The 23990-nt window shown below is 67.7% G+C and carries 25 protein-coding genes; 12 read left to right on the plus strand and 13 right to left on the minus strand.

Annotation, left to right across the window (positions count from 1 at the left end; genetic code table 11):
* Positions 1-162: 162 nt before the first annotated feature.
* Genes E2E30_RS14140 through xseA form a run of 3 tightly spaced genes read right to left on the minus strand, consistent with a single transcriptional unit; the run spans position 163 to position 2699 of the window.
* A complete protein-coding gene (locus tag E2E30_RS14140; RefSeq protein WP_240698947.1) occupies positions 163-1095 on the minus strand; it encodes a M23 family metallopeptidase in 933 nt (310 codons plus the stop codon).
* Positions 1092-1292, minus strand: a complete 201-nt coding sequence (locus E2E30_RS14145; protein ID WP_133190831.1) for a DUF2093 domain-containing protein — start codon at positions 1290-1292, stop codon at positions 1092-1094. The genes E2E30_RS14140 and E2E30_RS14145 overlap by 4 nt, the downstream gene beginning before the upstream one ends.
* A 12-nt stretch (positions 1293-1304) precedes the next feature.
* Positions 1305-2699 carry an exodeoxyribonuclease VII large subunit gene (xseA, locus tag E2E30_RS14150; RefSeq protein WP_443018341.1) on the minus strand — a complete coding sequence of 465 codons (1395 nt, stop codon included), beginning with the start codon at positions 2697-2699 and terminating at the stop codon, positions 1305-1307.
* On the opposite strand from xseA, the gene purD reads away from it, so the two are divergent.
* From purD to E2E30_RS14165, 3 genes are all read left to right on the plus strand, one after another.
* Positions 2699-3964: a phosphoribosylamine--glycine ligase gene (gene purD, locus E2E30_RS14155; protein WP_133190833.1), complete on the plus strand. Its 1266-nt coding sequence runs from the start codon at positions 2699-2701 to the stop codon at positions 3962-3964. The two genes, xseA and purD, sit on opposite strands and share 1 nt — an antisense overlap.
* 39 nt (positions 3965-4003) lie before the next feature.
* Positions 4004-4720 carry a hypothetical protein gene (locus E2E30_RS14160; RefSeq protein ID WP_133190835.1) on the plus strand — a complete coding sequence of 239 codons (717 nt, stop codon included), beginning with the start codon at positions 4004-4006 and terminating at the stop codon, positions 4718-4720.
* A gap of 265 nt (positions 4721-4985) precedes the next feature.
* Positions 4986-5543 (plus strand): hypothetical protein, encoded by a 558-nt coding sequence (locus E2E30_RS14165; RefSeq protein ID WP_133190837.1) that lies wholly within the window; start codon positions 4986-4988, stop codon positions 5541-5543.
* A 64-nt stretch (positions 5544-5607) separates the two neighbouring features.
* Here the strand turns inward: E2E30_RS14165 and E2E30_RS14170 are convergent, their stop codons facing one another.
* The gene (locus E2E30_RS14170) at positions 5608-6933 is read right to left on the minus strand and encodes a hemolysin family protein (protein ID WP_133190839.1); all 1326 of its coding nucleotides are present in this window, start codon (positions 6931-6933) and stop codon (positions 5608-5610) included.
* Positions 6934-7110: 177 nt separating this feature from the next.
* On the opposite strand from E2E30_RS14170, the gene E2E30_RS14175 reads away from it, so the two are divergent.
* Positions 7111-7791: an OmpA family protein gene (locus E2E30_RS14175; RefSeq protein ID WP_133190841.1), complete on the plus strand. Its 681-nt coding sequence runs from the start codon at positions 7111-7113 to the stop codon at positions 7789-7791.
* Positions 7792-7912: 121 nt separating this feature from the next.
* Here E2E30_RS14175 and E2E30_RS14180 read toward each other — a convergent pair whose 3' ends face one another.
* Both E2E30_RS14180 and E2E30_RS14185 read right to left on the minus strand, forming a co-directional pair.
* A complete protein-coding gene (locus E2E30_RS14180) occupies positions 7913-8341 on the minus strand; it encodes a nucleoside deaminase (protein ID WP_133190843.1) in 429 nt (142 codons plus the stop codon).
* A 58-nt stretch (positions 8342-8399) separates the two neighbouring features.
* Positions 8400-8687: a hypothetical protein gene (locus E2E30_RS14185; protein WP_133190845.1), complete on the minus strand. Its 288-nt coding sequence runs from the start codon at positions 8685-8687 to the stop codon at positions 8400-8402.
* Positions 8688-8885: 198 nt separating this feature from the next.
* On the opposite strand from E2E30_RS14185, the gene rpmB reads away from it, so the two are divergent.
* Positions 8886-9191, plus strand: a complete 306-nt coding sequence (rpmB, locus tag E2E30_RS14190; protein ID WP_133192112.1) for a 50S ribosomal protein L28 — start codon at positions 8886-8888, stop codon at positions 9189-9191.
* A 1-nt stretch (position 9192) separates the two neighbouring features.
* On the opposite strand, the gene E2E30_RS14195 is transcribed toward rpmB, so the two are convergent.
* Complete coding sequence (locus tag E2E30_RS14195) at positions 9193-10194, minus strand: esterase-like activity of phytase family protein (protein ID WP_133190847.1); 1002 nt, start codon at positions 10192-10194, stop codon at positions 9193-9195.
* A gap of 150 nt (positions 10195-10344) precedes the next feature.
* Between E2E30_RS14195 and E2E30_RS14200 the strand changes: the two genes are divergently transcribed.
* Positions 10345-10743, plus strand: coding sequence for a glycine zipper 2TM domain-containing protein (locus tag E2E30_RS14200; protein ID WP_133190849.1), 399 nt, complete (start codon positions 10345-10347; stop codon positions 10741-10743).
* 326 nt (positions 10744-11069) lie between these two features.
* Here E2E30_RS14200 and phbB read toward each other — a convergent pair whose 3' ends face one another.
* Genes phbB through E2E30_RS14215 form a run of 3 tightly spaced genes read right to left on the minus strand, consistent with a single transcriptional unit; the run spans position 11070 to position 15083 of the window.
* On the minus strand, positions 11070-11792 hold the full coding sequence (gene phbB, locus E2E30_RS14205; protein WP_133190851.1) for an acetoacetyl-CoA reductase: 723 nt from the start codon (positions 11790-11792) through the stop codon (positions 11070-11072).
* Positions 11793-11829: 37 nt separating this feature from the next.
* A complete protein-coding gene (gene hemH / locus E2E30_RS14210; RefSeq protein ID WP_133190853.1) occupies positions 11830-12834 on the minus strand; it encodes a ferrochelatase in 1005 nt (334 codons plus the stop codon).
* Positions 12834-15083, minus strand: coding sequence for a xanthine dehydrogenase family protein molybdopterin-binding subunit (locus E2E30_RS14215; protein WP_133190854.1), 2250 nt, complete (start codon positions 15081-15083; stop codon positions 12834-12836). The genes hemH and E2E30_RS14215 overlap by 1 nt, the downstream gene beginning before the upstream one ends.
* 275 nt (positions 15084-15358) lie before the next feature.
* Between E2E30_RS14215 and E2E30_RS14225 the strand changes: the two genes are divergently transcribed.
* The gene (locus E2E30_RS14225; protein ID WP_133190858.1) at positions 15359-15976 is read left to right on the plus strand and encodes a hypothetical protein; all 618 of its coding nucleotides are present in this window, start codon (positions 15359-15361) and stop codon (positions 15974-15976) included.
* 118 nt (positions 15977-16094) lie between these two features.
* Here the strand turns inward: E2E30_RS14225 and E2E30_RS14230 are convergent, their stop codons facing one another.
* Complete coding sequence (locus E2E30_RS14230; RefSeq protein WP_240698948.1) at positions 16095-17282, minus strand: M20/M25/M40 family metallo-hydrolase; 1188 nt, start codon at positions 17280-17282, stop codon at positions 16095-16097.
* Between the two features lie 160 nt (positions 17283-17442).
* Entirely contained in the window at positions 17443-17610 is a 168-nt protein-coding gene (locus E2E30_RS20940; protein ID WP_206365588.1) for a hypothetical protein, read from the minus strand.
* A 127-nt stretch (positions 17611-17737) separates the two neighbouring features.
* Between E2E30_RS20940 and E2E30_RS14235 the strand changes: the two genes are divergently transcribed.
* From E2E30_RS14235 to E2E30_RS14255, 5 genes are all read left to right on the plus strand, one after another.
* Entirely contained in the window at positions 17738-19510 is a 1773-nt protein-coding gene (locus E2E30_RS14235) for a pyridoxal phosphate-dependent decarboxylase family protein (RefSeq protein ID WP_133190862.1), read from the plus strand.
* Between the two features lie 62 nt (positions 19511-19572).
* The gene (gadC, locus tag E2E30_RS14240; RefSeq protein ID WP_133190864.1) at positions 19573-21093 is read left to right on the plus strand and encodes a putative glutamine/gamma-aminobutyrate antiporter GadC; all 1521 of its coding nucleotides are present in this window, start codon (positions 19573-19575) and stop codon (positions 21091-21093) included.
* On the plus strand, positions 21090-21773 hold the full coding sequence (locus tag E2E30_RS14245) for a MarC family protein (protein ID WP_133190866.1): 684 nt from the start codon (positions 21090-21092) through the stop codon (positions 21771-21773). The genes gadC and E2E30_RS14245 overlap by 4 nt, the downstream gene beginning before the upstream one ends.
* Complete coding sequence (locus E2E30_RS14250; RefSeq protein ID WP_133190868.1) at positions 21770-22732, plus strand: hypothetical protein; 963 nt, start codon at positions 21770-21772, stop codon at positions 22730-22732. Before E2E30_RS14245 ends, E2E30_RS14250 begins: the two co-directional genes overlap by 4 nt.
* A 106-nt stretch (positions 22733-22838) precedes the next feature.
* Positions 22839-23414 (plus strand): oleate hydratase, encoded by a 576-nt coding sequence (locus E2E30_RS14255; RefSeq protein ID WP_240698949.1) that lies wholly within the window; start codon positions 22839-22841, stop codon positions 23412-23414.
* Between the two features lie 128 nt (positions 23415-23542).
* Here E2E30_RS14255 and E2E30_RS14260 read toward each other — a convergent pair whose 3' ends face one another.
* Positions 23543-23911 (minus strand): response regulator, encoded by a 369-nt coding sequence (locus tag E2E30_RS14260; protein WP_133192113.1) that lies wholly within the window; start codon positions 23909-23911, stop codon positions 23543-23545.
* Positions 23912-23990: the final 79 nt, after the last annotated feature.

Consider the following 23990-nt stretch of genomic DNA (forward strand, 5'->3'; position numbering starts at 1 on the left):
GACGACCACGATCCCCCGTGTCGTCGCTATGTCACGAGACTGTAAGGCAGAGACCGTATTGTAAAGGGTTCGTAACGGAACTTTTCCAAGTGTCGCCGCAATGCAACACTATTTCAAATGAAACCGGTTTGGCGTTACAAACGCCGCTTCACCGATCGCCGCTCATTCCGAACGCGGCATCGGCCCCGCAACCAGCAGCGGATCGATCTTCGCCTCGCGCCACTTCAGGCTCCAGTGCAGATGCGGCCCGGTCGCGCGCCCGGTCATCCCCGACAGCGCCACCGGCTGCCCGCGCCGGACTCGCTCGCCGACGCGCACGTCGATCCGCGCGAGGTGGAGGAACGCGGTGTTGAGGCCATTGCCGTGATCGATCATCAAGAGGTTGCCCTCGAGCGTGAAGGGGTGATCGGCGGCCAGAATGACCACGCCGTCGGCGGGCGCGAGGAGCACCGAGCCCTGCGGCTTGGCGACATCGAGGCCCGAATGGTACGACCCTGCCTCGCCATTCTGGTAGATCCGCTGCGAGCCGAACAGCGTCGAGATGCGGCCCGTCGTCGGCCACAGGAAGGTCTGCCGCCAGCCTTGCGAATCCGACTGGACGCGCCGCGCGGCGTTGATCTGCGCGAGTTCGGCGGGGCGGAGCCGGTCGAATTCGGGTTGCGGCAGCGGAATCTTGGGGAGCGTCGACAGGCGCGAAATGTCCCAGCCGCGCGGCGCGATCGTCAGCGTGTCGCGCACGACGCGGCCATCCTCGAGCGTCGCGACGAGGCTCGCACTCGGGCCGGCATCGCGGTCGAAGCCGATCAGGAAGCGGCCGTCAGACGCGACCGGGATCGCGGCGCCGTTGAAGCTCAACAGGCTGGTGCCGGCGGGCGCGATGCCGATGACGATGCCGCCCTGGATCATCGATCCGGTGTAGCTGAAGCTTGCCGGGAGCGGCGCCGGACGGCGCACCGGCGGCGCGGTGACGCGCTGGGGCGCCGCTTGTTGGGGAGCCGAACGCTCGGCCGCCGCCGCGCAACTGCCGAGCACGACCATTGCGGCGAAACCGGTGGTCCAGTTGGCGATGATCGAAATGCCCCCCCGGGCCTTCATGCGGGCGTCATCGCTTCGGTCGCGAGCGCCGCGCTGGCATAGGCTTCCTGCTTGGCGACGCTCCAATAGCGCAGATCGTCGAGCGCGATGCGCGTGGCCGTGACCGCGCAGACGACGTGATCGCCGGGCGCCAGCACGCGAAACCCGTTCGCCATGAAGTGGAGCCGCGCGGGGCGATCGGTATTGGACATCAACATGGCGCGGCTCTTTTAGAGGAGGGTGGGCTGTTCGGGTGACGTGCCACCATATGCCTTGGCGCCGCTGCGCTCAACCTTGGCGTCGACCTCGCCGTCGCGGAAGTGGAGCGTGACGGTGCCGGCGCTGCGCGCCGCGCTCGCCGAACCGACCACCGCGCCCGAGGGCCTGGCCGAGACGAAGGCGTAGCCGCGGTCGAGGATCGCATTGGGCCCGAGCGATTCGACCAGCCGCCACGTCGCGCTCAGCCGGTCGCGCCCGCGTTCGAGCTGGCGGTCGAGCGTCGCGAGCCGCAAGGCGCCTGCCGAGCGATCGAGCTGCCCGCGCGCGACGACGACGCGGCGTTCGAGCCCGCGGTCGAGCCGCGCGCCGAGATCGTCGGCCTTTTGCCGCTGCGGCCCGAGCAGCGCGTCGCGGCGCGGCAGCACGCGGACCAGCGCGTCGAGCCGCTCGCGGCCGCGCTCGGCATAGCGCCGCGCGCATTTCTCGGTGCGGTTGCCATAGCCCGCCAGCGTCAGGCGCAAATCGGCGAGCACCGGCACCGCCATTTCGGCCGCCGCCGTGGGGGTCGGCGCGCGCAGGTCGGCGGCGAAATCGGCGAGCGTGGTGTCGGTCTCGTGGCCGACCGCCGAGATCAAAGGGATGCTGCAGGCCGCAATCGCACGGACGACGACTTCCTCGTTGAACGCCCACAGATCCTCGATCGACCCACCACCGCGCGCGACGATGACGAGGTCGGGCCGGTCCCCGAGCGGCATCGCGTCGAACCCGGCGATCGCGCGTGCGACCTCCTCGGCGGCGCCCGCACCCTGCACCTTGACCGGCCAGACGAGCACGTGCGTCGGGCAGCGATCCTCGAGCCGGTGGAGGATATCGCGGATCACCGCGCCCGTCGGCGAGGTGACGACGCCGATCCGGCGCGGCAGGAACGGCAGCGGCTTCTTGGCGGAAGGTGCGAACAGCCCCTCCCCCGCAAGCTTCGCCTTGAGCTTTTCGAGCAGCGCCATCAGCGCGCCCTCGCCCGCCAGCTCCATCCGATCGATGATAATCTGATATTTGGAGCGACCCGGATAGGTGGTGATCTTGCCCGTCGCGATCACCTCCGCGCCGTCCTGCGGGGTGAAGCCCAGTTGCGCGACATTGCCCTTCCAGATGACGCCGTCGATCACCGCGCTGTCGTCCTTGAGGCTGAGATAGGCGTGGCCAGACGACACGCGCTTGTAGCCCGAGATTTCGCCGCGCAGCCGGACGAAGCCGAATTCGGTCTCGACGACGCGCTTGAGCTTTCCGGCGAGTTCCCCGACACTCATCGGCGCGGCGTTGTCGCCGGGAGCGGGCTCGGCTACGAGGCCGCCCAATCCGGCGCCCATCCCCTCGCGCCGCGCAATCTCTAGAAAAGGGTCCGCCATTGAATGTCCTGTTGATCGGCTCGGGGGGTCGCGAACATGCGCTGAGCTGGAAGCTCGCGCAATCGCCGCGCCTGCGTACACTGTTCGCCGCACCCGGCAATCCGGGCATTGCAGCGCATGCGCAGATCGTATCGCTCGAGCTGACCGATCACGCCGCGGTGGTGGCCTTTTGCGCCGAACAGTCGGTCGAACTGGTGGTGATCGGCCCTGAGGCGCCGCTGGTCGACGGGCTCGGCGATAGTCTCCGCGCCGCCGGCGTCGCGGTATTTGGGCCGAACAAGGCAGCGGCGCAGCTCGAAGGCTCGAAGGCCTTCACCAAAGCGCTGTGCGACCGCGCGGGCATCCCGACGGCGGGCTATGTCCATGCGACGAGCCGCGCCGAGGCGCGCCATGCGCTCGATCGCTTCGGCGTTCCCGTGGTCGTCAAGGCCGATGGCCTTGCCGCCGGCAAGGGCGTGACGGTCGCGATGACGCGTGAAGAAGCCGAGGCGGCGCTCGCCGATCTGTTCGGCGCGCGTGGCGGGGAAGCGGTGATCGAGGAATTCCTCGAAGGCGAGGAAGCCAGCCTGTTCGTGCTGACCGACGGCACGGACATCCTCAGCTTCGGCTCGGCGCAGGACCATAAGCGCGTCGGCGAAGGCGATACCGGCCCCAACACCGGCGGCATGGGCGCGTACAGCCCGGCGCGCGTGCTCACCCCCGAGCTCGAAGCCCGCGCGATCGAAGAGATCGTCAAGCCGACCGTCGCGGCGATGGCGGCGGCGGGGACACCGTTTTCGGGCGTGCTCTATGCCGGGCTGATGCTGACCGAGGACGGCCCCAAGCTGATCGAATACAATGCCCGCTTCGGCGACCCCGAGTGCCAGGTGCTGATGGCGCGGCTCGACGAGGATCTGCTCGAGCTGCTGCTATCGGTGGCGACCGGCGCGCTCGGCGAGCGTGGGCCCGCGAAGTGGGTCGCGCAGACCGCGCTGACCGTCGTGCTCGCCGCCAACGGCTATCCCGGCACACCGGCGAGCGGGGGTGCGATCGACGACGTGGCCGAAGCCGAGGAGACCGGCGCACTGGTCTTCCAGGCGGGCACGCGGCTCGACGGCGAGCAGCTCGTCGCATCGGGCGGGCGCGTGCTCGCGGTGACGGCGCTCGGCGATACCGTCGCCGCCGCGCAGGAAGCGGCGTATCACGCAGTCGACCAGATCGGCTTCCCGAGCGGTTTCTGCCGCCGCGACATCGGCTGGCGCGAGATTGCGCGCGACGCGGGCTGAGCTTGTGCGTTAGCCTTTGTGAACTTCAGGAGTAGCGTCATGTCTTCCGGCCCCCAGAACCCCAATCAGGCGATCGACGTGATGGTGCCGATCACCATCTCGCACGTCATCCTGATGGTCGCGCTCGCCGCCGCCGCGATCGCGATCCTGATCTACGGCACGATCATCGCCCGCCGCCGCCGCAATGCGGCAAAGCAGGTCGAGGAGAATTTCGCGATCGCCGAGGAGCACGGCGCGACCGCCGAGCCGGGGAGCGCGTCGATCGACGGGACGCCGGCGGTGTCGTCCGACGTGCCGAAGGCGGAGCGCGCGCCTGACGCTGCGGAGATGCCGCGTCCAGCGCCTGCGGCTGCACCAGTTTCTGCTCCGGCTCCGACTCCGGCTCCGATTGCCGCACCTGTCGCGGCTCCAGCGCCGGTTGCGACCCCAGCCCCAGTTGCAGCACCTGTCCCGGCCCCAGCGCCCGTCCCCACTCCAGCCCCGGCTGCAGCGCCCGCCGCGGCGACACCGATCGCGAGCGACCTTACGCAGATCAAGGGGCTCGGCCCCAAGCTGGCGGCAACGCTCGTCGACCTCGGCATCACTCGCGTCGAGCAGATCGCCGCGCTGACCCCCGATGCCGCCGCCGCGCTCGACGCCAAGCTCGGCGTCTTCAAGGGCCGCATGACGCGCGACCGCTGGATCGAGCAGGCCACGCTGCTGAGCGCGGGCGACCGCGCGGGCTATGAGGCGGCGTTCGGGAAGCTGGGCGGGTAAGCACGGCAACGGGGGACGCAGGTCGGGGGGGGCTTTCGCTTGACTCGATTGACCCCAAAACGCGACATCTTCAGCGGCGATCGTTTCCATTCCTTGCATAATGCAGGCGGGAGCGTTCGACGATTTCAAAAAGCCTGGAAGGCATACCACAATCCCGTGATGTAGGACAGCGCGGGGTCGGCAGACGCTCCATTGCAGACGCCCGATCCCCGGCATATCGTCGGCGAGGGGGCTACTCGTCGTGGCGATCTGTCGGAGACCATCGATGCGCTATCTGGCACTTCTCTTCGCGCTCGTCGCCACTCCGGCGCTTTCGGCAAGCACGCCGACCGATGGTGCCGCCGCCTTGCTGGCGCAGACCGCCGGTCGCTGGCAGGGGGAGCTCGCATATCGCGATTACCAGTCGAACAGCTGGCAGGCGCTGCCCATGACCGTGACGATCGCCGCGCAGCCCGACCAAGTGACGACGATCCGCACCGCCCAATTCGACGACGGCCCCAAGACGGGGATCGTGACGATCACCACGGTGACGATGGTCGACCCCGCCGCCGCGACGGTGGCCTACGCCAGCTTCCGCCGCAGCCGCGCGCCCGATTCGGGAAGCGCCAAGATCGACTCGGTCGTGCCTGGGGTCGATGCGGCGCACTGGACGATGGTGACGACCGAGCGGCGCGGCGACGGCAACGACATGGCGCAGGTTCGGGAAACGACCACGCGCGCGGGCGATACGATGACGACGCTGAAGGAGGTCAACCCCGATGGCGACAAGCAGGACGTCTGGCTTCCGCGCAACCGGTCGGTGCTGCGCCGGACCGGATCCTGATTTCTCAACAGAGCTCGACCGCTGAGGTCTTGGCGGCGCCTCAGCCGCCGCGAAACCCGCCGGGTCAGCCCAGCCGGAACCCAGCCTCGCGCGCGCGGCTCACCAACAATTTGTCGATCCGCCGCCCGTCGAGATCGACCACCTCGAACTTCCAGCCCTGCTCGACGAAGCTCTCGCCCTCGCCCGGCAGATGTCGGAACACCGCGAGCGCGAGCCCGGCGACGGTCGCATAATCGCGCCCCTCGGGCAGATCGATCCCCAGCCGCTCGGCCAGCGCGTCGACCGCCATCTGGCCGGCGACCAGCAGCGAGCCGTCGTCGCGCGTCACCACCGAGGGCGCATCGTCGGGATCGGTGTCGGAGGCGAATTCGCCCGCGATCGCCGCGAGCAGATCGGCCGGCGTGACGATCCCCTCGAAATGGCCGTATTCGTCATGGATCAACGCCATCGGCACCTCGGCCTGGCGCAACGCGTCGAGCGCGTCCATCGCGTCGATCTGGTCGAGCACCACCGGCGCCTGGCGCATCAGCGCGCGCAGGTCGAATGCCCCGCCCTCCAGCAACGCGACCGCGATGTCGCGCGCCTGCACCACGCCGATCACGGTATCGACCGAGCCTTCGGTCACCGGCAACCGGCTGTGCGACGCCTGCATCAAAGCGGCGCGAATCCCGGCATCGTCCATCGTCGCGTCGATCCACTCGATGTCGGTGCGCGGCGTCATCACCTCGCGCACCGGGCGATCGGCGAGGCGGACGACCCCGGAGATGATCGAGCGTTCATGCTCCTCGATGATCCCCGACTTGCTCGCCTCGGCGACGATCAGGTGGAGTTCCTCGGCGGTGACATGCTCCTCGCTCTCGCGCTTCAGGCCCATCAGCCGGAACAGCAGCCCCGACGACGAATCGAGCAGCCACACCAACGGCGCGGTGATCCGCGCGAGCAGCAGCACCGGCCCCGCCATGATCGCGGCGAGCGGCTCGGGCGCGCGCAGCGCGATCTGCTTTGGGACGAGCTCGCCGATCACCAGCGAGGCGTACGTCGTGATGCCGATGACGATCGCGAAGCCGAGCGACTGCGTCGTCTCGGCGCCAAACCCGAGGAACGCCAGCCGCGCCGCGACCGGGCCGCCGAGACTCGCGCCCGAATAGGCGCCCGAGAGGATGCCGATCAGCGTGATGCCGATCTGCGTGGTCGAGAGGATCTTGCCCGGATCGGCGGCGAGCGCGAGCGCGGTGCGCGCGCCGCGCGCGCCGACGCGCGCCATCGCCTCGAGCCGCGCCTTCCGCGCAGAAACGATGGCGAGCTCCGACATCGCGAAGACGCCGTTGACGATGATCAACACGGCGATGATCGCGACGTCGATCCAAGGAAAGGGGGGAAGCGGGTGCATGGCGCCGCGCACCTTTCGCGCGAATCGGGTCATTGCACAACCGTTCTCGCACGCCGTCGTGCAGGCAGCGCTGCGTCAGGCCGGGGCTGGACATCGGTGCGCAAGCGGAACAACCGGCGCATCCGGCGGGTTTGATCAGCCGTAGCAGCGCGTACCGGCTGGAAAAGGGATAGCAGCATGACGACGACCTTCCGCACCTTGGCGACCACCGCCGCGCTCGGCGCCCTGCTCGCGACCGGCGCGTGCGCGACGCCGCAGGCGGCGCAGACGCCGCGCGTGGCGGACACCGCGGTCGGCGGGATCGGCGCGGCGCTCGGCGGCTATCTGCTCGACGACGTCATCGGCGGGCGGCGCGCACGCACCGCGAGGATCAGCGCCGCCGGGATCGGCGGGATCGCGGGCGCCGGGATCGGCGCCTATATGGACCGACAGGAAGCCGAGCTGCGCGCGCCGATCACGGGGACCGACGTTCAAGTGACGCGGCGCGGCGACGATCTGATCCTGACGATCCCGTCGGGACTGAGCTTTGCCTATAAGGATGCGAGCGTCGCGCCGGGCTTCCAGCCGACGCTCGACCAGATCGCCAGCGTGCTCAAAGCGTATGATCACGCGCTCGTCGACGTCTATGGCCACACCGATTCGGTCGGGTCGGATGCGTACAACCAGCGGCTGTCGGAACGGCGGGCGGCGTCCGTCGCGGCGTATCTCGTCGCACATGGAGTCCATTCCGCGCGGCTCGGCACCAAGGGGTTCGGCAAGGGTCAGCCGATCGCCTCGAACGAGACGCCCGACGGCCAGGCGACGAATCGGCGCGTCGAGATCAAGATCGTGCCGATCGCCGATACCGATCTGCGCTAAGGCGCGGCAGCGCGCCCGTCACCCCAGCGAAAGCTGGGGTCTCGTGCTGCTCGCGCGGTGCCTCCAGGCCGGAGCCCCCAGTTTTCGCTTGGGTGACGGATGGGGTAACGGTCCGCGGGTCTCAGCGCCGCGCGGCGAAGAAGCCTTTCAGCAACGCCGCAGCCTCGCCCTCGCCGATCCCGGGAAAGATCTCGGGCCGGTGATGCACCGTGCTTTGCGAGAACAGCCGCGGGCCGTGTTCGACCGCGCCGCCCTTCGAATCGCTCGCGCCGTAATAGAGCCGCGCGATTCGGGCGTGGGCGATCGCGCCGGCGCACATCGCGCAGGGTTCGAGCGTGACCCACAGATCACAGTTCTGCAGCCGATCTTCGCCAATCGCGGCGGCGGCGGCGCGAATCGCCAGCATCTCGGCGTGCGCGGTCGGATCGTGCAGCGCGCGCGGGGCGTTTGCCGCGGTCGCGATGATGCGGCCGTCGAGCACCACCACCGCGCCGACCGGCACTTCACCGGCGGCACCGGCGGCGGCGGCGGCATCGAGTGCGGCGCGCATGAAAAGGGGCATGGGGATCACGACCGTCCCCATGCCCCACTCAAGCGCGAATCGCTACTTACTGCGTGGTGACGCTGTTGCCGTCGGCGCCGGTCGGCTTGTTGACACGCAGCGTCGGGACCGAGATCGTCTTGGTCGTGGTGGTCACGGTCGGGACTTCGATCTCTTTGGTCTTGCTGCCGAATTCTACGGTCGCCATGTTGGCGGTGACCTCGGGCGCCTTGCCGCCGTTGACGCTGAGCGACGGCAACGAGCCCGCCCTGGTGTCGATCTTGAGCATACCCAGCGATACGAGCGCGACCACGACAAGCGCGGCAAGGCCGACCAGAGCTAACAGAAACCGCATGATCTTCTCCAACAGGACACTCGAACACTGCGCATTCGAATCGTTACCGTAACCAACGCCGCGTCTTCCTGAAGGTTGCAAGCGGTGCCGAACGCGCAGCCGAATCGCCGCGCGCGGTTGACCGACTGGCTCGCGTTCGGTATGCGCCCCGCCTTCACGAGCTGCTTCACGGCTCAATCTGGTATTCAGGAATTCAAGATGTCGCGCATCTGCGAACTGACCGGCAAGGGCCGGATGGTGGGTAACAACGTTTCCCACGCGAACAACAAGACCAAGCGCACGTTCCTCCCGAACCTGCAGAACGTCACGCTGATCTCCGACGCGCTCGGCACCAGCGTCAAGCTGCGCGTGTCGGCGCACGGCCTGCGCTCGGTCGAGCATGTCGGCGGGCTCGACAACTGGCTGGTCAAGACGACCAACGACAAGCTCTCGCTGCGTGCGCGTCGCCTCAAGCGCGACGTGTCGAAGAAGCTGACGGCCGCTGCGCCGCAGGCCGCAGCCTAACCTACCCTTTGCTCCGGTCGGGCTTATGCCCGACCGGATCGAGCCTGAACTTGAACAGCAGGCTGCGCTCTAGCGCGAACTGGTTATCGTCCGAGACGAGCCAGATGATCGTCGTGCCCGCTTCGCGCGTGGCGGCGACCCCCTCGAAATTGTCGTGCAGCAACGGTGCCGCGATCGTCGCGATGTCGCGCCCGCGCACGCTCGCGCCCGGCTTGACCTGCTGTGCGTCGACGATCGTCAGCGTGCTCGAAAAGCGCAGCTGCGCGAAGCGACGGCTGAGGATCAGCCAGCGTCCGTCGGGCAGGACCGTCATGTCGGTCACGTCATACCCCGCGGGCGGAATGAAGTTGAAGCGGAAGCCGCCGCGCGGGTGCGCGACCGGATCGCCATAGAAGACGATCCCGCCCCGCCCGGGCTGATCGGGCCACGGCGTCGTCTCGTTGATCGTCGCCATCCCGCCGCCCGGCAGCAGCGTCATCGCCTCGGGGCCCTCATTTTCGGGCCAGTTCTTCATCACCGGCGGCGCGACATGCGCCAGCGCGCGATGAAAGCCCGAATCGTAGCGCCAGAACTGGTTATAGCTTTCGAACCCGACCCAGACGTCGCCAGTCTTGGGGTCGACGCTCATCGATTCGCTGTCGCGGTCGCGCTTGCTCCAGCCCTGCCCCGGTCCGTCGGGGAGCGTGGTGATACTGCGCCGATGGACACGAAAATCGCGCCCCATCGTGAAGCGCAGCACATCGCCGCCGTCGCTCAGCAGCGTGAAGCGGTCGCCCGCGACGTGGAGCGACGAAAAGCCGCCAAAGGCGGGGTCGCCGCTCGACAGCTTGATCCCGCCGAGCCACGCCAGATCGCCCACGCGCGTGCGGTGCGGGTCGGCGAAGTCGAGCTCGACCGGCTCGACCTGGAAGGGATAGGCTGGGTCGAACACCTCGCGCCGCTGCGCTCCCATCCAGTCGGGAACGAGAACGACGCACAGCAGGACCGACCACAGAATTCGCATTCCCCGCCCCTGCGGGAGGCACGAAGCGCGCGCAACAGCGTTTCGACCCAGTGCTGCGATGAACGGTGGGTAACAAGCGCATTCAGGCTTACCTCAGCAGCGAGTCGCCATACCGTCAGCATTGGGCCACCGCCTATCAGGAGACGCATCATGATGAAGACGCTCACGCTCGCCGCTACCGCGGTTGCCATGACCGCCTCGGGGCTGGCCGCAACGCCCGCTGCCGCGCAGCGCTATGACGATCAGAGCTATGCCTACGCCCAGGCGTATCGCGACGGCTACAATCGTGACGATGGCTATCAGGACCGCCGCGCATACCGCGATGACCGCCGGTATGACGATGGGCGCCGCTACGACGACCGCCGCTATTACAACCGCTCGCGCTGCAATTCGGGCAATACGGGCACGATCCTCGGCGCGATCGCGGGCGGTCTGCTCGGCAACACCATCGCAGGGCGCGGCGACCGGACGCTCGGCACCGTGCTCGGCGCAGGCGGTGGTGCGCTGGCCGGGCGCGCGATCGAGAAGGACGGACAGCGCTGCCGATGACGAGTGCAGGCGCGGCTACGACCGCGCCGGTGCGGGCATAGCCCGCAGCACTCGGAACGGCCGGCGGGTCGCCCCCCGGGCGAACCCGACCGACGGCGGCTTTGCCGCCGGCGCTGGAGGATTTCAGAGCTACCCTCGGCGCACGCAAAGCGAGGGTGTGAGGCCGGCTTCTCCTCGAGGAGGCCGGCCTCTTTTGTGTGAACGGGCTGCTCGGAAAACGCCGCCGGCAAAGCCGTCGGCCGGATCCGGGTGAACCCCGTCCGCCGGCCGTGCCGGGCGCTGCGGGCCTTGGCCCGCACCGGCGCGGTTGGCCGCGCCTGCGCCCGTCAGTACATATGCTGCCCGCCATTGATGCTGAGCGTCGAGCCCGTCACGAACCCACCCTCGTCCGAGCACAGGAACGCCACGCCGCGCGCGATCTCGCTCGCCTGGCCCAACCGGCCGACGGGGATCTTCGCGACGATCTTCTCCAGCACATCGGCCGGCACCGCCGCCACCATGTCGGTATCGATATACCCCGGCGCGATCGCATTGACCGTCACGCCAGCGCGCGCGCCCTCCTGCGCCAAAGCCTTGGTGAACCCGTGAATGCCCGATTTCGCCGCAGCGTAATTGACCTGCCCGTACTGCCCGGCCTGCCCGTTGATCGACCCGATATTGACGATCCGCCCCCATTTGCGGTCGCGCATCCCCGGGAACACGCCCTTGGCCATGTTGAAGCACCCGCCGAGATTGGTGTCGATCACCTCTTTCCACGCCTGGTAGCTGAGCTTCATGATCGTGCCGTCGCGCGTGATGCCGGCATTGTTGACGAGCACATCGATCGGCCCGAGATCGGCGGCGACGCGCGCGCACCCGTCCTGGCAGGCGTCATAATCGGCGACGTCCCATTTGTACGCGGCGATCCCGGTGCGCTCGGTGAAGTCTCGCGCGCGGTCGTCATTGCCGGCATAGGTCGCTGCGACGGTCATCCCGTGATCCTGGAGCGCAAGGCTGATCGCCTCGCCGATCCCGCGGGTTCCGCCGGTTACGATCGCGACGCGTGCCATTCTACTCTCCTCAAAGGATCTGTGTCCGGGCGCCACGCTAAGCGGCGCTCACCCAGCCTTCAAGTTCACGCGCGAGTAAAGTGCGCAACATTTCGACACCGGTGTCGCTGGCATTAAGGCACGGGATATAGGCGAAATGCGTGCCGCCCTTCTCCTCGAAACTCTCGCGCCCGCGGATCGCGAGTTCCTCGAGCGTCTCAAGACAATCGGCCGAGAAACCGGGTGCGACGATCGCGATCTTGGTGATTCCCTTGGCCGGCAATTCCTCGAGCGTGATGTCGGTCGCCGGCTCGAGCCATTTCGCGCGCCCGAAACGCGACTGGAACGACACGACCAAGGGCTTCCCCAACCGCTCGCCAAGCAAGCGCCCGGTCTTCTGGCAATGGCAGTGATACGGATCGCCGAGTTCGAGCGTGCGCTGCGGCATGCCGTGGAAGCTCGCCACGATCGCCTGCGGCTCGAAATCGAGCGCCGCCACACCCGCTTCGATCGAGGTCGCGAGCGCGTCGATATAAACGGCATCGTCATGATAGGGCGGGAGCGTGCGCAATGCGGGCTGCCAGCGCATCTTCGCCAATGCCTCGAACGCCTTGTCGTTGGCGGTCGCGGTCGTCGCCCCACAATATTGCGGATAGAGCGGCGCGACGAGGATGCGCTCGCAGCCAGCATCCTTCATCGCCTGCAACCGCTCGGGAATCGACGGCTTGCCATAGCGCATCGCCCAATCGACCATCACGCCCGGCCCGAACGCGCCTTGCAGCGCCTTGTTCTGCGCCTTGGTGATCGCGGCGAGCGGCGAGCCGTCCTCGCTCCATACCTGCGCATAGGCTTCGGCCGATTTCTGCGGCCGCGTGTTGAGGATGATGCCGCGCAGGATCGGCTGCCAGATCAGCGGCGGAATCTCGACCACGCGCCGGTCCGACAGGAATTCCGCCAGATAGCGTTTGACCGACTTGGTATCGGCGCCGTCGGGCGTGCCGAGATTGGTCAGCAAGATGCCGACTTTCCGCTTGGGGATGGGGGGATGATCGGCAGGCAGCATCACAGGGTTCCGGGCATTAGCGGCAAGCTCCGCAGGCGATAGCCCGTAGCGGCTTGCAGCGCATTGGCAATCGCTGGCGCGACGGGCGGCACGGCAAGTTCGCTCACCCCGCCCGGATCGGCCTCGCTCGGCACGAGCTCGACGGTAATATCGGGCGTGTCGGCGAGCCTTGGCAGCCCGAGGCCGCCGAACCCGCGAACGGTCGCAAGATTATCCTTGAAGCCCGTCGTGCAGCCCGTCGCCGCCGCCATGCCGAACAGCAGCCCGCCCTCGATCTGCTGGCGGACGAGGTCGGGGTTGATCTGCCGCCCGCAATCGACCGCGGCGACGATGCGGTCGACGCTGACCGCCTGCCCCTCGCCGACATGCGCCTCGACCAGCACCGCGATGTGGCTGCCACGAAAGCTGTGGCAGGCGATCCCCTGCCCGCTTCCCGCGACGCCGCCTTCCCAGCCGCCGAGCGACGCGGCGGTCGAGAGACACCGCGCGAGCCGCGCGTCGCCGCCGAGCATGGCGATGCGGAACGACAAGGCCTCGGTTCCGGCGACATGCGCGAGTTCGTCGAGGAAGCATTCGGTGAAGAAACTGGTGTAGCTGTGCGCGCCCGAGCGCCAATGCCCGGTCGGCACGCCGATCTCGGCGGGATGGTGATCGATCGCGACGGCGGGGATGCGATACGCCGGCATCGCGCCCGCGACGGCATAGGGGTCGGCCGCCCCGGCGAGCGCGAGCGCGGCGCTCGTGCCCGCGTCGTGCGCGAACATCCGCCGCGCGAGGTCGTGCCCCGTCGCGGGTGCGGCGATCTTGGCGGAAAGCCCGAGGATCTGGCCGTTGGTGCCGAGCCGCGCGGTCATCCGCGCGTGCGCCGGCGGGCGATAGCGATCGTGCAGCAGATCCTCGACCCGGCTCCAGACGAGCTGGACCGGACGCTTGATCGCGTGCGCCAGCACCGCCGCCTGCGCCGCGCACTCGGTCTCGAGATTGGCGCCGAACGACCCGCCGATGAGCATCGGGTGGACGAGCACCGCATCCTCGGCAAGCCCGATCGCCGCCGCTGCTGCGGCGCGCGCCACGCCCGGGGCTTGCGTCGGCAGCCACAGTTCGAGCCGGCCATGGCTGAACTGCGCGGTCGCGGTCATCGTCTCGATCGCGGCGTGGGGCGCGAGCCCGACCTGATACGCCGCGCTGACCAGCCGCGCACCCTTGAACGCCGCCGCGACATCGCCTTGCGCGACCATCCGCGTCCCCGGCGCCGCCAGCGCGGTGGCGAGCGCCGCGGCGATGCTCGCGCTGTTCACAATCGGCCCCCTGGTCTCGAAGCGCGGCGCGAGCGCATCGAGCGCGCGGTTGGCCGACCACCAGGTGTTCCCGATCGCCGCGACCCAGCGATCGTTGGTGACGACCTGCAGCACGCCATTGACGCGGTCGGCCGCTGCACGATCGACGCGCACCACTCTGCTGCCGCCGACCGGACCCTGGCGGATGCTCGCATAGACCATGTCGGGGAGCCGGACGTCGCCGGCAAAGGTCGCCGAACCGTCGACCTTCGACGGCGCATCGAGCCGCGGCAGCGACTGTCCCGACAGCCGCCCGGCGGGATCGCTGCGCAGCGGAAGCGGATCGGGCAGCGCCGCCCCCCCGAAATCGCGCACCGCTTCGACCGCGAGCTCGCCGAAGCGCAGCCGGTCCTTGCCATGGACGACGAAGCCCTCGCCAGTGGTGCAGGCCTGCCAATCGATCTTCCACCGCGCGGCGGCTGCCTTGCACAGCAGGACACGCGCCGCTGCCCCCGCCGCGCGCAGCGGATCCTCGAAACTGCGCACCGAGCTCGACCCTGCGGTCAGCGTCAGCCCGATCCGCACCGCATGGCCATCGCGCCAATGCTTGAGCAGGCCGTTGTCGGGCTGTTCGAACAATTGCTCGGCGCCGAACGGGTTGGCGTAAAGCGGATTGCTCGGCGCCGGCTCGACCCCGACGGTGCGCCAGTCCGCGCCGAGCTCGTCGGCGACGATCTGCGGCAGCGCGGTATAGACGCCCTGGCCATGTTCGGCCTGCGGCACCGCGACGATGACGCGTCCATCATCGCCGATCTTGAGCCACGCGCCGAAGATCGTCTCGCCGGGGTCGGCGGTGAGATTGCCGACATAGCCGCGCGGCCACAGCTGCCACGCGACGACCAGACCGATCCCCGCGCCGCCCGCGATCAGCAGCGTGCGACGGTCGACCGTGGGGAGCGTGGGGGATGCCATCGCCAAGCTCTATCGCGCCGCGCGGTGCGCCGCCAGTTCGCTGTGCACCGCGCGGCGACCGGACGCCGACGGGCTGCAAAGCGGCATGGCGGCATCGAAGCGCCGAAACCGCACAAGCGATCCTGTGCTAAGGCTCGGGGTGGTCGCCAGCGACGCGCTGGTCACCGGGCCGAGGCAGCGCCGCGACCGCGTGTCGATGATCCGAGCCTGATCGTGCCCGGGTCCGGTGCCGCGCAGCTGCTGGCAAATGCCGGGCGTAGGGCTATCAAGGGCGGATGATGTCTCTCTACGCGCTCGCGCTAGCCTCAGCAGTGCAGCACGCCGACACCGCAAATGGCGGTCCCGCGAGCACATCTGAGGTCGACGCCATACACTGCCGCCTCGATGTCCCCGGCTACACGCAGTTCGCCATGGCGATCGATGGCGAGGAGAAACTCGCGCAAACGCGCCGTTGGAAACGGATCGCCTCGCGCAATGCCTTCATGAACGAATATGAGCTGCCGCAGGCGATCACCGTCGCCGGCGCGTACAGCACCCGCCGGATCGCGTTCACCGCGAACGCGATCCTCGCCATCCTCGACCTGCCCGACCCAGCTACGGTCGCGCGCCCCGAGCAGGTCGAAAACGCCATGTCCAGCGACCCGATGGTCGCCGCGCTCGTCGACACCGGCACCATGACCGATGCGCAGACGAAGGCTGCGGTCCCGTTCCGCAAATTCATGGGCGAGCGCGTTCTGAAAGACGTCACCGAGCCCGCGGCGGAGGGACAAAGCTACGGCAGCCATCTGGTCGTCGCGCGGACCATCTCCAACGCCACGACGCATCCCGGCAAGACCTTCTACGGCTGCAGCTACCGCTTCGAGATGCTCGACAAGGACGGGGCGCCGCTGTGACGCCGTGGCCCCGCCCGGCGGCGTCGTGGTGGCGCGGCCGTTTGCCCGACGGCGCGGAGGATCCGCTGAGGAAACCGCGACCGGTCGAAACGCGGCCACCGCGGATCGGCAGCGGCGTCTAGCGCAGCGTCGCACCCGCCAGCTGCGCCGTGGCAGACAGCGTGGTCTGCGCCGCGTTCAGCCCAAGGCGGAAATCCTTGTCGTCATAGGTGCTGTAGCGGTCGCTCGGCTGGTGCCACTGCGGGTCCCAGCCGCTTCCGACCTGCGCGCCACGGTCGTTCTCGCGCAGGCTGACCGCCGGTGCCAGGTCCATGAACGGACTCGAATCGGTATTGGTCATGTGCCGTCCGACCGCGGCCGGATAGTCTGTCGCGTACCGCTCGTTCGCCGCCTGCAGCGCCCAAGCCAATTCCTGCGATTGGCCGGCTAGCTTGGATGCAGACTGGAATTCGATGTTCACGTCGGCCTCGGGACGCTGCACCGGACTCATGCTGCCGTCGGCGCGGGGCATGCCGTGATCGAACAGCATCATATCGTGTTGCATTACGCCGAGCCACTTCGGCTCGGGGTAGCGGCCCGATCCGGCGGGCGACTCCTTGCCTTGCAGTGCCGCCCGCTGCTCGACATAGGCCTTCGCGCCGTTGAGGCCGGTCTCCTCGTTGTTCCACAGGATGAAGCGGATCGAACGATCGGTCTGCACGTCGGGGCTGCTGAACACGCGCGCCAATTCCATCACCAGCGCCGTACCCGAGCCGTCGTCATTGGCGGCTTCGCCAAAGCCGATCCCGTCCATATGGGCGCTGACGATATACATCTCGCCAGGGTGGCCGCTCCCGATCTTGGTGCAATAGACCTCCTCGCGCGCGCCCGGGACCGCGGGCGGCGTGTCCAGCGCCCTGATCCGCGGGTCGGACTGCGCGCCAGGATCGCTGTTCACGCCGGTCGTGCGCGTGAATCCGCGCGAGCGCCCGCCACCGACCGACCGGCCGGGTTCGTCCGACCCGGCCACCACCGCTGCCTTGGCCGGTGCGACCGTATGGACGGGCTCCTCGCCGAACGTGTACTTCAAGCGCTCGGTATTGGTGCAGCCATAGCTCTTGAGTTGCGCTTCGACCCAGTCGGTCGCGGCGCGGTTGCGCGCGGTGCCCTGGCGGCGATCGCCGAACCGGGTGAGCGCTTTGATCGTCGCCTTGTAGCGCTCCAGATCAAGCCGCTTGACCAGCACGCGGACCGGGTCGACCGGCTGCGCCGTCGGCTGGGCGAGAACGGGAGCGGTCAGAACGGGGGCGGTCAGGACGAGGGCCATCGCTGCGGAAAGGGCGCGAAGGACGCTCTGGGGCGTCGGTTGGATCGGGCGGTGGTTCAAAGCGTCCCCTTCTCGCCGCCATAATCCGTAAAGGATCAGCAGCATGTGTCTCCATCGTAGCCGAGGATCGCCTGGGCGCCATACCCGAAATGGCGCCGCGTCAGCCGATCACGGCTTTGGGTTCGAGATCGGCTTCGAGCCAGAACACGCCATTCTCCCCGCCGATACCGGAGTGCTTGATGCCACCGAACGCAGCGGACATCGCCAGCGTCTGCGCCGTGCGGATGGCAGGCGCCTTCCGGCCGGTGCACTGCCTGCGCTGATCCAAGCGCTCGAGGTCGCGGGATCCGCGCGCCCAAGCCGTGCCCCATGCTGGGTATTTTCCGAGGCTGACGCGCGGCCCGCAGTGCGCCGATCAGGCGGCATTCTCCCGCCCTTCGATCAGAGGTATTGCGATGCACGACCGGACCCACGCCGCTGCAGCCATTGCGCATGCGGCATCCACCGAGCGCGACAGCGAGACCCCGTCCTCCGCCGCGCGATCGCCCAAATGGGCGAAATACCACGCCAAGATGGCAGGCGAGTTCCCCTCGCCCTTTCGCGGCGATGACGATCCGCTCGCGCGCCAGATCAACACATTCGTCGAAAAGCTCGACATGCTGCGCCCCGAAAAGGGTGGCCCGGCCTTTCTCGGCAAGAACCCGGCGCTCACGTATGCCTATCCCGACGTCAAGAACATCACCGTGCCGCAGGCGATGGGCGATCTCGACCAAGTGCTCGACGATGTCGTCAAGCTGTTCGAGGGCGCGCCCAATTGGGGCAACCCGCTGACGATGTGCAACGTCATCCCGCAGTCGAACACTGCGGCCGTCGTCGCGTCGATGCTGTCGCAGGTGTTCTCCGCCAACATCCTCGAGGGCGAATATGCCTGGAACGTCCACCGTGCCGAGCTGGAGACGGCGGGCATGGTCGCCAACATGTTCGGCTGGAACCCGGTCAACAGCGGCGCGATCTACACCTATGGCGGTGGCGGCTGCTGGACTTACGGCCTGAAATACGGACTGACGCGCGTCCTCAAGGATTCGCGCGAAAAGGGCGTGCGGACCGACGCCAAGGTGATCTGTTCGCAGCAAGCGCATTATGTGCAGCAGAATGCGACCGACTGGCTGGGCCTCGGCATGGACAACATCGTCCATGTCCGCACCGATGTCGCGACCAACCAGATGGATCTGGGCCATCTCGAGGAATTGCTGACCGATTTCGCCGCGCGCGGCATTCCGGTCGCGACCGTCGTCTGTACGATGGGCACGACCGACGCGAGCGCGTTCGATCCGATCGGCCTGGTCCGCGAAGTGATGGACCGCCACCCAAATCCCGCGGGCTTTGGCAAGGCGGTGCTCTATGCCGATGCCGTCGTCGGATGGTCGTGGGTCTATTTCAAGGACTATGATTTCGACGCCAATCCGCTCGAATTCTCTGACCGCATCTTGCCCGTGCTGCGCCGTAATGGCGAAGCGATGCGCGAGCTCGAACACGCCGACTGCGTCGGGATCGATTTCCACAAGGTCGGCTGGGCACCCTATGTCAGCAGCTGCTTCCTGTACCGCGACGCGACCGAGTTCGAGTCGATCCATCGCCGCGGCGCGGACGCCTATCTACAGGCGCGCACGCCGTACAATCCGATGTATTATACGCTCGAAGTCTCGCGTACCGCATCTGGGTCGCTCGCGGGTTGGGCGACGCTCAAATATTTCGGCAAGGAAGGGATGCAGGCGATCCTCGGCGGCATTCTCGAGACCAAATATTACCTTTACGACCTGATCCGCAGCCACCCCGACATGGTCTGCGTCAACCCCGACGACACTGGCCTGATCACGCTGTTCCGGGTCTATCCCGAGGGCGTCGACGCGCAGGTCCAGTTCGGCCGCGAACTGGGCGATCCGGCGCTGCGCAGCGACCTGATCAAGCATAACCATCTGACCGAAGCGGTTGGCAACAAACTGTTCGAATGGTTCCGCTCGGGCAAGCAGATCGACGGCAAGTACACGCCGTACATGAGCTTCAGCACGGGCTTCCGCGACGCGACCTACAATCGCGACGGCACCGACGAAGAGGCCGTCGTCTACGCTTTGAAGTCGTTTCCGATGAACGTCTTCATTACGCCCGAGACGATGCAATGGGCGCTGCACTGCGTCGCGGCAGCGCGCGACGAAGTGCTCAAGCGCTAACCCCTCGTCCGATCTCTGCGCCGTCGACCGTGGTCGGCGGCGCCCCTTTCAAGGCTGTTCCCATGACCGAGCCCTCGCCTCCTGCCGCCGCGCCTGGCGGCAGGCCCAAGCCCGCGGGTTGGCTCGCGCATGGCGGCCAGACCAAGGCCCAACCCAAGATCGTGATCGGCATGATGGCGTTCGCGATCATGAACGTGACGACGATCGTCAGCCTGCGCGGCATGCCTGCCCAGGCCGAATACGGCATGGCGTCGATCTTCTATTATTTGTTCGCCGCGATCGTGTTCCTGGTGCCCGTGGCGCTGGTCGCCGCCGAACTCGCCGCGACCTTCCCCAAGCAAGGCGGTGTATTCCGCTGGATCGGCGAGGCGTTCGGCCCGCGCTGGGGCTTTGCCGCCATCTATTATCAATGGCAGGCGGTGGTGATCTGGTTCCCGACCGTGCTGATCTTCGCGGCAGCCGCGCTCGCCTATATCTGGTGGCCGCCGGCGTTCGACCAGGCGCTTGCCGACAACAAACTCTATACGATCGTCGTCCTGCTCGCGGTCTATTGGTTCGTGACGCTGGTAACCTTTCGCGGCATGGCGGCGTCGACCCGGCTGAGTTCGCTCGGCGGCCTGTTCGGGACGATCATTCCCGGCGCGATCCTGATCGCGCTCGGCGTGGCCTATGTCGCGGCCGGCAAGCCGATGCACCTCGACCTGCACGCGAGCGTGATCCCCGACTTCAGCGACTTCCACAACATGGTGCTGGCGGCCAGCGTCTTCCTCTATTTCGCCGGCATGGAGATGCAGGCGGTCCATGTGCAGGACCTGAAGAACCCGACGCGCAACTATCCGCTGTCGGTGCTGATCGCGACGGTCATGGTCGTGGTGATCTTCGTGCTCGGCACGCTCGCGGTCGGCGCGGTCATTCCGCGCGAGGCGATCGACATCAACCGCGGGCTGCTCGTCGCGTATAACGAACTGTGGGCGGCGTTCGGGCTGCCGTGGCTCGGCAACGTGATGGCGGCGATGCTGGCGTTCGGCGTGCTCGGCCAGGTCAGCGTGATCGTCGCCGGGCCATCGACCGGGCTGCTCGCGGTCGGCAAGGCAGGGTATCTGCCGCATATCCTGCAGCAGACCAACGCGCACGGCATTCCGGTCGCGATCCTGATCCTGCAAGGTCTGCTCGTCACGCTGCTGTGCGTCGCGTTCACCGTGCTGCCGTCGGTCGAATCGGCCTATCAACTGCTCAGCCAGATGGCGACGATCATCTATTTGGTGATGTACGTCCTGCTGTACGTCGCCGCGATCCGGTTGCGCTACACCCAGCCCGACCGCGAGCGGCCGTTCCGCATCCCCGGCGGGAATGTCGGGATGTGGCTGGTCGGCTTGCTAGGGCTGGCCGGGGCGCTCGTCGCGCTGGGGTTCAGCTTCATCCCGCCGGCGCAGATCAGCACGGGCAGCCCGGTGCTCTATGTCGGCGCGCTGGTGGTCGGGTCGGCGGTCTTCCTCGCCATCCCCTTCGTGATCTACGCCTTTCACAAGCCCGACTGGAAAGCGGCGGATTCGGACTTCGAACCGTTCGAAACCGCGGCATGACGGCACTCGACACCAGCGCGCTGGTGACGATGACCGTCGGCCTGTTCGCAATTACCGCGCCGATCGCGGTTCTGCCCTTGTTCGTCGCCGCCACCGCAGGCCAGACACAAGGGGACCAGCGTCGCACCGCGCTGGTTGCGGCGGCGACCTATGTCGTCGCGGGGCTGCTCGCGCTGTTCATCGGCAATGCCGCGCTCGGCGTCTTCGGGGTCAGCATCGCCGCATTGCGCGTGGCGGGAATGGCGGTGATCGGCGTGATCGGCTGGCAGATGCTCAACGCCCCGACCCCGACCGAGGCGACGCCCCTCCGCAGCCACCACCACCGTGCGTCCAACACGCATGTGCCGGTCGCCGCGCACAATGCCGTCGCGCCCTCCCCCGCATCGGTCGGCATCCTGCCGCTGGGCTTCCCGATCTATGCCGGGCCCGGGGTCTTGTCGGTCATCATCGCCTGGGGCAGCGGCAGCCGCCCGGTCTATCTCGCCGCGATGGCCGCGATCCTCGCGAATGCCGCGGTCATCGTCGCGCTCGATTTCCTGGCCGCGCCGATCACGCGGGTGATCGGGGAGAAGGCGTTGCTGATCACCGAGAAGATCTTCGGCCTGCTCGTCGTCGCGATCGCGGTCGGCGGGATGGCGAGCGCGCTGGTCGTGCTGTTTCCCGGGCTCAGCGGGCGATGAAGACGGTGTGCGCCGCGATCGCCTTGTGCGCGCTGGGATCGCCTGGCGCAGCGCTGGCGCAGGACGGCGATCTCGCGGTTCGCAACCAATGGTTCACCGGCTCGCTCGAGGCGTCGTCGCCAGCCTTGTCGACGGCGGGGACGCTCGCGATCGAACCCTATCTCATCTACAAGATAGATACCGGCGCCTATGACGATGTGGGCCATCGCCACTCCGGCGGAGACGGCGTGCAGCAGCTGCAGTCGGTGACGGTCGTGAAATATGCGCTCACCGACCGGCTGAGCTTTCAGGCGCTGCCGACGGTCGTCCGCGTGACCGATGGGCATGACGCGCGGGGCCTGGGGATCGCCGATCTGCCGATCGAGCTGGAATATCGCCTGAAGGACGAGAATGGCCGAAGCGGATCGCCCTCGATCACAGCGAGCGCCGGCCTCGTGCTGCCGATCGGCCGCTACGATCATCTGACGACCGTGCTCGACGGGCTCGGCACCGGCGCGCTGCTGGCAAAACAGGGGATCGTCGTCGAATCGCTGTTTGACACCGCGGGCGGCCACCCGGTTCGTCTCCGGCTCTTCGCCTCAATGACCGAGGCGCTGGCGTCGGCGGGCGTTCGCGATCTGAGCGTCTATGGCACGACGGACGGCTTCGTCGGCCACGCCATGCCGGGCGTGTCCGCGCAGGTCGGTGTGGCCGCCGGCTATGCGCTCGACCAGCGCTGGGTGGTTGCACTCGATCTTGTCCGGAGCGATGCCGGCGGTTCGCGGCTGACGGGCATGGATGCCGGCGGCACAGTGCGACGGACCACGGGCCGGCGCGCAAGCCGAACGACTTTGGCGCCTGCGCTGGAATATAACTGGTCGGCCCGCGCCGGGCTCATTGCGGGGGTCGAAGTGTCCGTCGCCGGCCGCAATACACCGTCCTACGCCGCGCCCCAGATAGCATTTGCCGTGGCATTCTAGCGTTCGTCGCGTCGAGCTATACCCCGATGGTGTGCGTAATTTCCGACGCTGCTCGCGCCGGGGGAACGGGACTACCGCGGGATCCTTGGGACAAGAGGATCAACGCATGAGCAGCTATACTCTCGTCAGCAGCGGAATTGCCGCGCTTGCCGGGGCGGTCATCCTGCTGCGGGATGGAGAGGTCGCGGGCGCGGACATCACGATCCTCGAGGAACGTCACCAGAGCGGCGGCGCGTTCGATGCGCACGGTAGCGCCGAGGACCGATATTTCCTGAGCGGCAGCCATATGCTCGAGGCGATGTACCAATGCACCGTCGACGTGCTCGACGACATTCCTTCGGCGAGCGACCCGACGATCTCGGTGCCCGAGGAAGCCAACCCCGCTGCGGAATGGCGGTGGGACACTGAGGTGCGGCTCGCCAATCTGGACGGCTCTCGCCCGGATGCGCACGCCATGGGATTCACCGAGCACGACCGGATCGACCTGCTCGCGCTCATCGGTGGATCCGAGCGCAGGCTCGACGACAAGCGCATCACCGACTGCTTCGCGGCCCATTTCTTCGAGACCACCTTCTGGCTGGAATGGGGCGCGCTGTTCGCGTTCGAGCCGTGGCACAGCGCAATCGAATTCCGCCGCTACTTGCGACGCTTCATCGATCATTTCTCGGCGATCGACGTCTAGGACGACATCTGTCGTACCATTTATACGCAGTATGACGGCATGATCGTGGCGTTCAAGTCCGCCATCGCGTCTGTCTCGAGGATCTCGGCTTTGCCGCACGCAGCACCGCGATCACCGTGAGCGGCATCTCACTGGCCGCCCCGAACACGCGTTGCCGTGTCCATCGCAGTCGTGAGCGCATGCAGGGTGAAAGGCTTGGCGAGGACCACGGCGTCTGGCACCGCCTTCAAGAGCTGGATCGTATCCCCGCTCATATAGAAATGCGCGACGAAGCCGCGGGCAAGGATCCGCCGCATTGCGGATACTCCGCTGCCCTCGGCAAGATTGCCGTCGACGATCAGCAGATCGGGCGCCAAGCGCTGCGCCGCCGCCACGGCATCGGTCTCGGTCGATGCGATGTGGCACACATCGTGCCCCATCGCGATCAGCAGGTCGGCAAGATCCATCGCGATCAGGACGTCATCCTCGACGAGGAGGATTCTGCGTCCAGGGCTCACAGCCGCGCACGCCTTGCCTCATCCGCGCGACGTCCACGCCGCGACGCACCGTGGTGCACCGCCGGTGGCTGCGCGCGCA

Source organism: Sphingomonas sp. AAP5 (assembly GCF_004354345.1).
Classification (GTDB): domain Bacteria; phylum Pseudomonadota; class Alphaproteobacteria; order Sphingomonadales; family Sphingomonadaceae; genus Sphingomonas; species Sphingomonas glacialis.

Coding starts and splice junctions, on each gene's coding strand:
- E2E30_RS14185 (WP_133190845.1), bottom strand. CDS start 8,687: ATGCGGTTTCTGTTAGCTCTGGTCGGCCTTGCCGCGCTTGTCGTGGTC.
- E2E30_RS14160 (WP_133190835.1), top strand. CDS start 4,004: ATGTCTTCCGGCCCCCAGAACCCCAATCAGGCGATCGACGTGATGGTG.
- E2E30_RS14250 (WP_133190868.1), top strand. CDS start 21,770: ATGAAGACGGTGTGCGCCGCGATCGCCTTGTGCGCGCTGGGATCGCCT.
- rpmB (WP_133192112.1), top strand. CDS start 8,886: ATGTCGCGCATCTGCGAACTGACCGGCAAGGGCCGGATGGTGGGTAAC.
- E2E30_RS14235 (WP_133190862.1), top strand. CDS start 17,738: ATGCACGACCGGACCCACGCCGCTGCAGCCATTGCGCATGCGGCATCC.
- E2E30_RS14255 (WP_240698949.1), top strand. CDS start 22,839: ATGAGCAGCTATACTCTCGTCAGCAGCGGAATTGCCGCGCTTGCCGGG.
- E2E30_RS14195 (WP_133190847.1), bottom strand. CDS start 10,194: ATGCGAATTCTGTGGTCGGTCCTGCTGTGCGTCGTTCTCGTTCCCGAC.
- E2E30_RS14145 (WP_133190831.1), bottom strand. CDS start 1,292: ATGTTGATGTCCAATACCGATCGCCCCGCGCGGCTCCACTTCATGGCG.
- E2E30_RS14165 (WP_133190837.1), top strand. CDS start 4,986: ATGCGCTATCTGGCACTTCTCTTCGCGCTCGTCGCCACTCCGGCGCTT.
- E2E30_RS14245 (WP_133190866.1), top strand. CDS start 21,090: ATGACGGCACTCGACACCAGCGCGCTGGTGACGATGACCGTCGGCCTG.
- E2E30_RS14140 (WP_240698947.1), bottom strand. CDS start 1,095: ATGAAGGCCCGGGGGGGCATTTCGATCATCGCCAACTGGACCACCGGT.
- E2E30_RS14215 (WP_133190854.1), bottom strand. CDS start 15,083: ATGGCATCCCCCACGCTCCCCACGGTCGACCGTCGCACGCTGCTGATC.
- phbB (WP_133190851.1), bottom strand. CDS start 11,792: ATGGCACGCGTCGCGATCGTAACCGGCGGAACCCGCGGGATCGGCGAG.
- E2E30_RS14170 (WP_133190839.1), bottom strand. CDS start 6,933: ATGCACCCGCTTCCCCCCTTTCCTTGGATCGACGTCGCGATCATCGCC.
- E2E30_RS14175 (WP_133190841.1), top strand. CDS start 7,111: ATGACGACGACCTTCCGCACCTTGGCGACCACCGCCGCGCTCGGCGCC.
- E2E30_RS14225 (WP_133190858.1), top strand. CDS start 15,359: ATGATGTCTCTCTACGCGCTCGCGCTAGCCTCAGCAGTGCAGCACGCC.
- hemH (WP_133190853.1), bottom strand. CDS start 12,834: ATGCTGCCTGCCGATCATCCCCCCATCCCCAAGCGGAAAGTCGGCATC.
- xseA (WP_443018341.1), bottom strand. CDS start 2,699: ATGGCGGACCCTTTTCTAGAGATTGCGCGGCGCGAGGGGATGGGCGCC.
- gadC (WP_133190864.1), top strand. CDS start 19,573: ATGACCGAGCCCTCGCCTCCTGCCGCCGCGCCTGGCGGCAGGCCCAAG.
- E2E30_RS14200 (WP_133190849.1), top strand. CDS start 10,345: ATGATGAAGACGCTCACGCTCGCCGCTACCGCGGTTGCCATGACCGCC.
- E2E30_RS14230 (WP_240698948.1), bottom strand. CDS start 17,282: ATGGCCCTCGTCCTGACCGCCCCCGTTCTGACCGCTCCCGTTCTCGCC.
- E2E30_RS14180 (WP_133190843.1), bottom strand. CDS start 8,341: ATGCGCGCCGCACTCGATGCCGCCGCCGCCGCCGGTGCCGCCGGTGAA.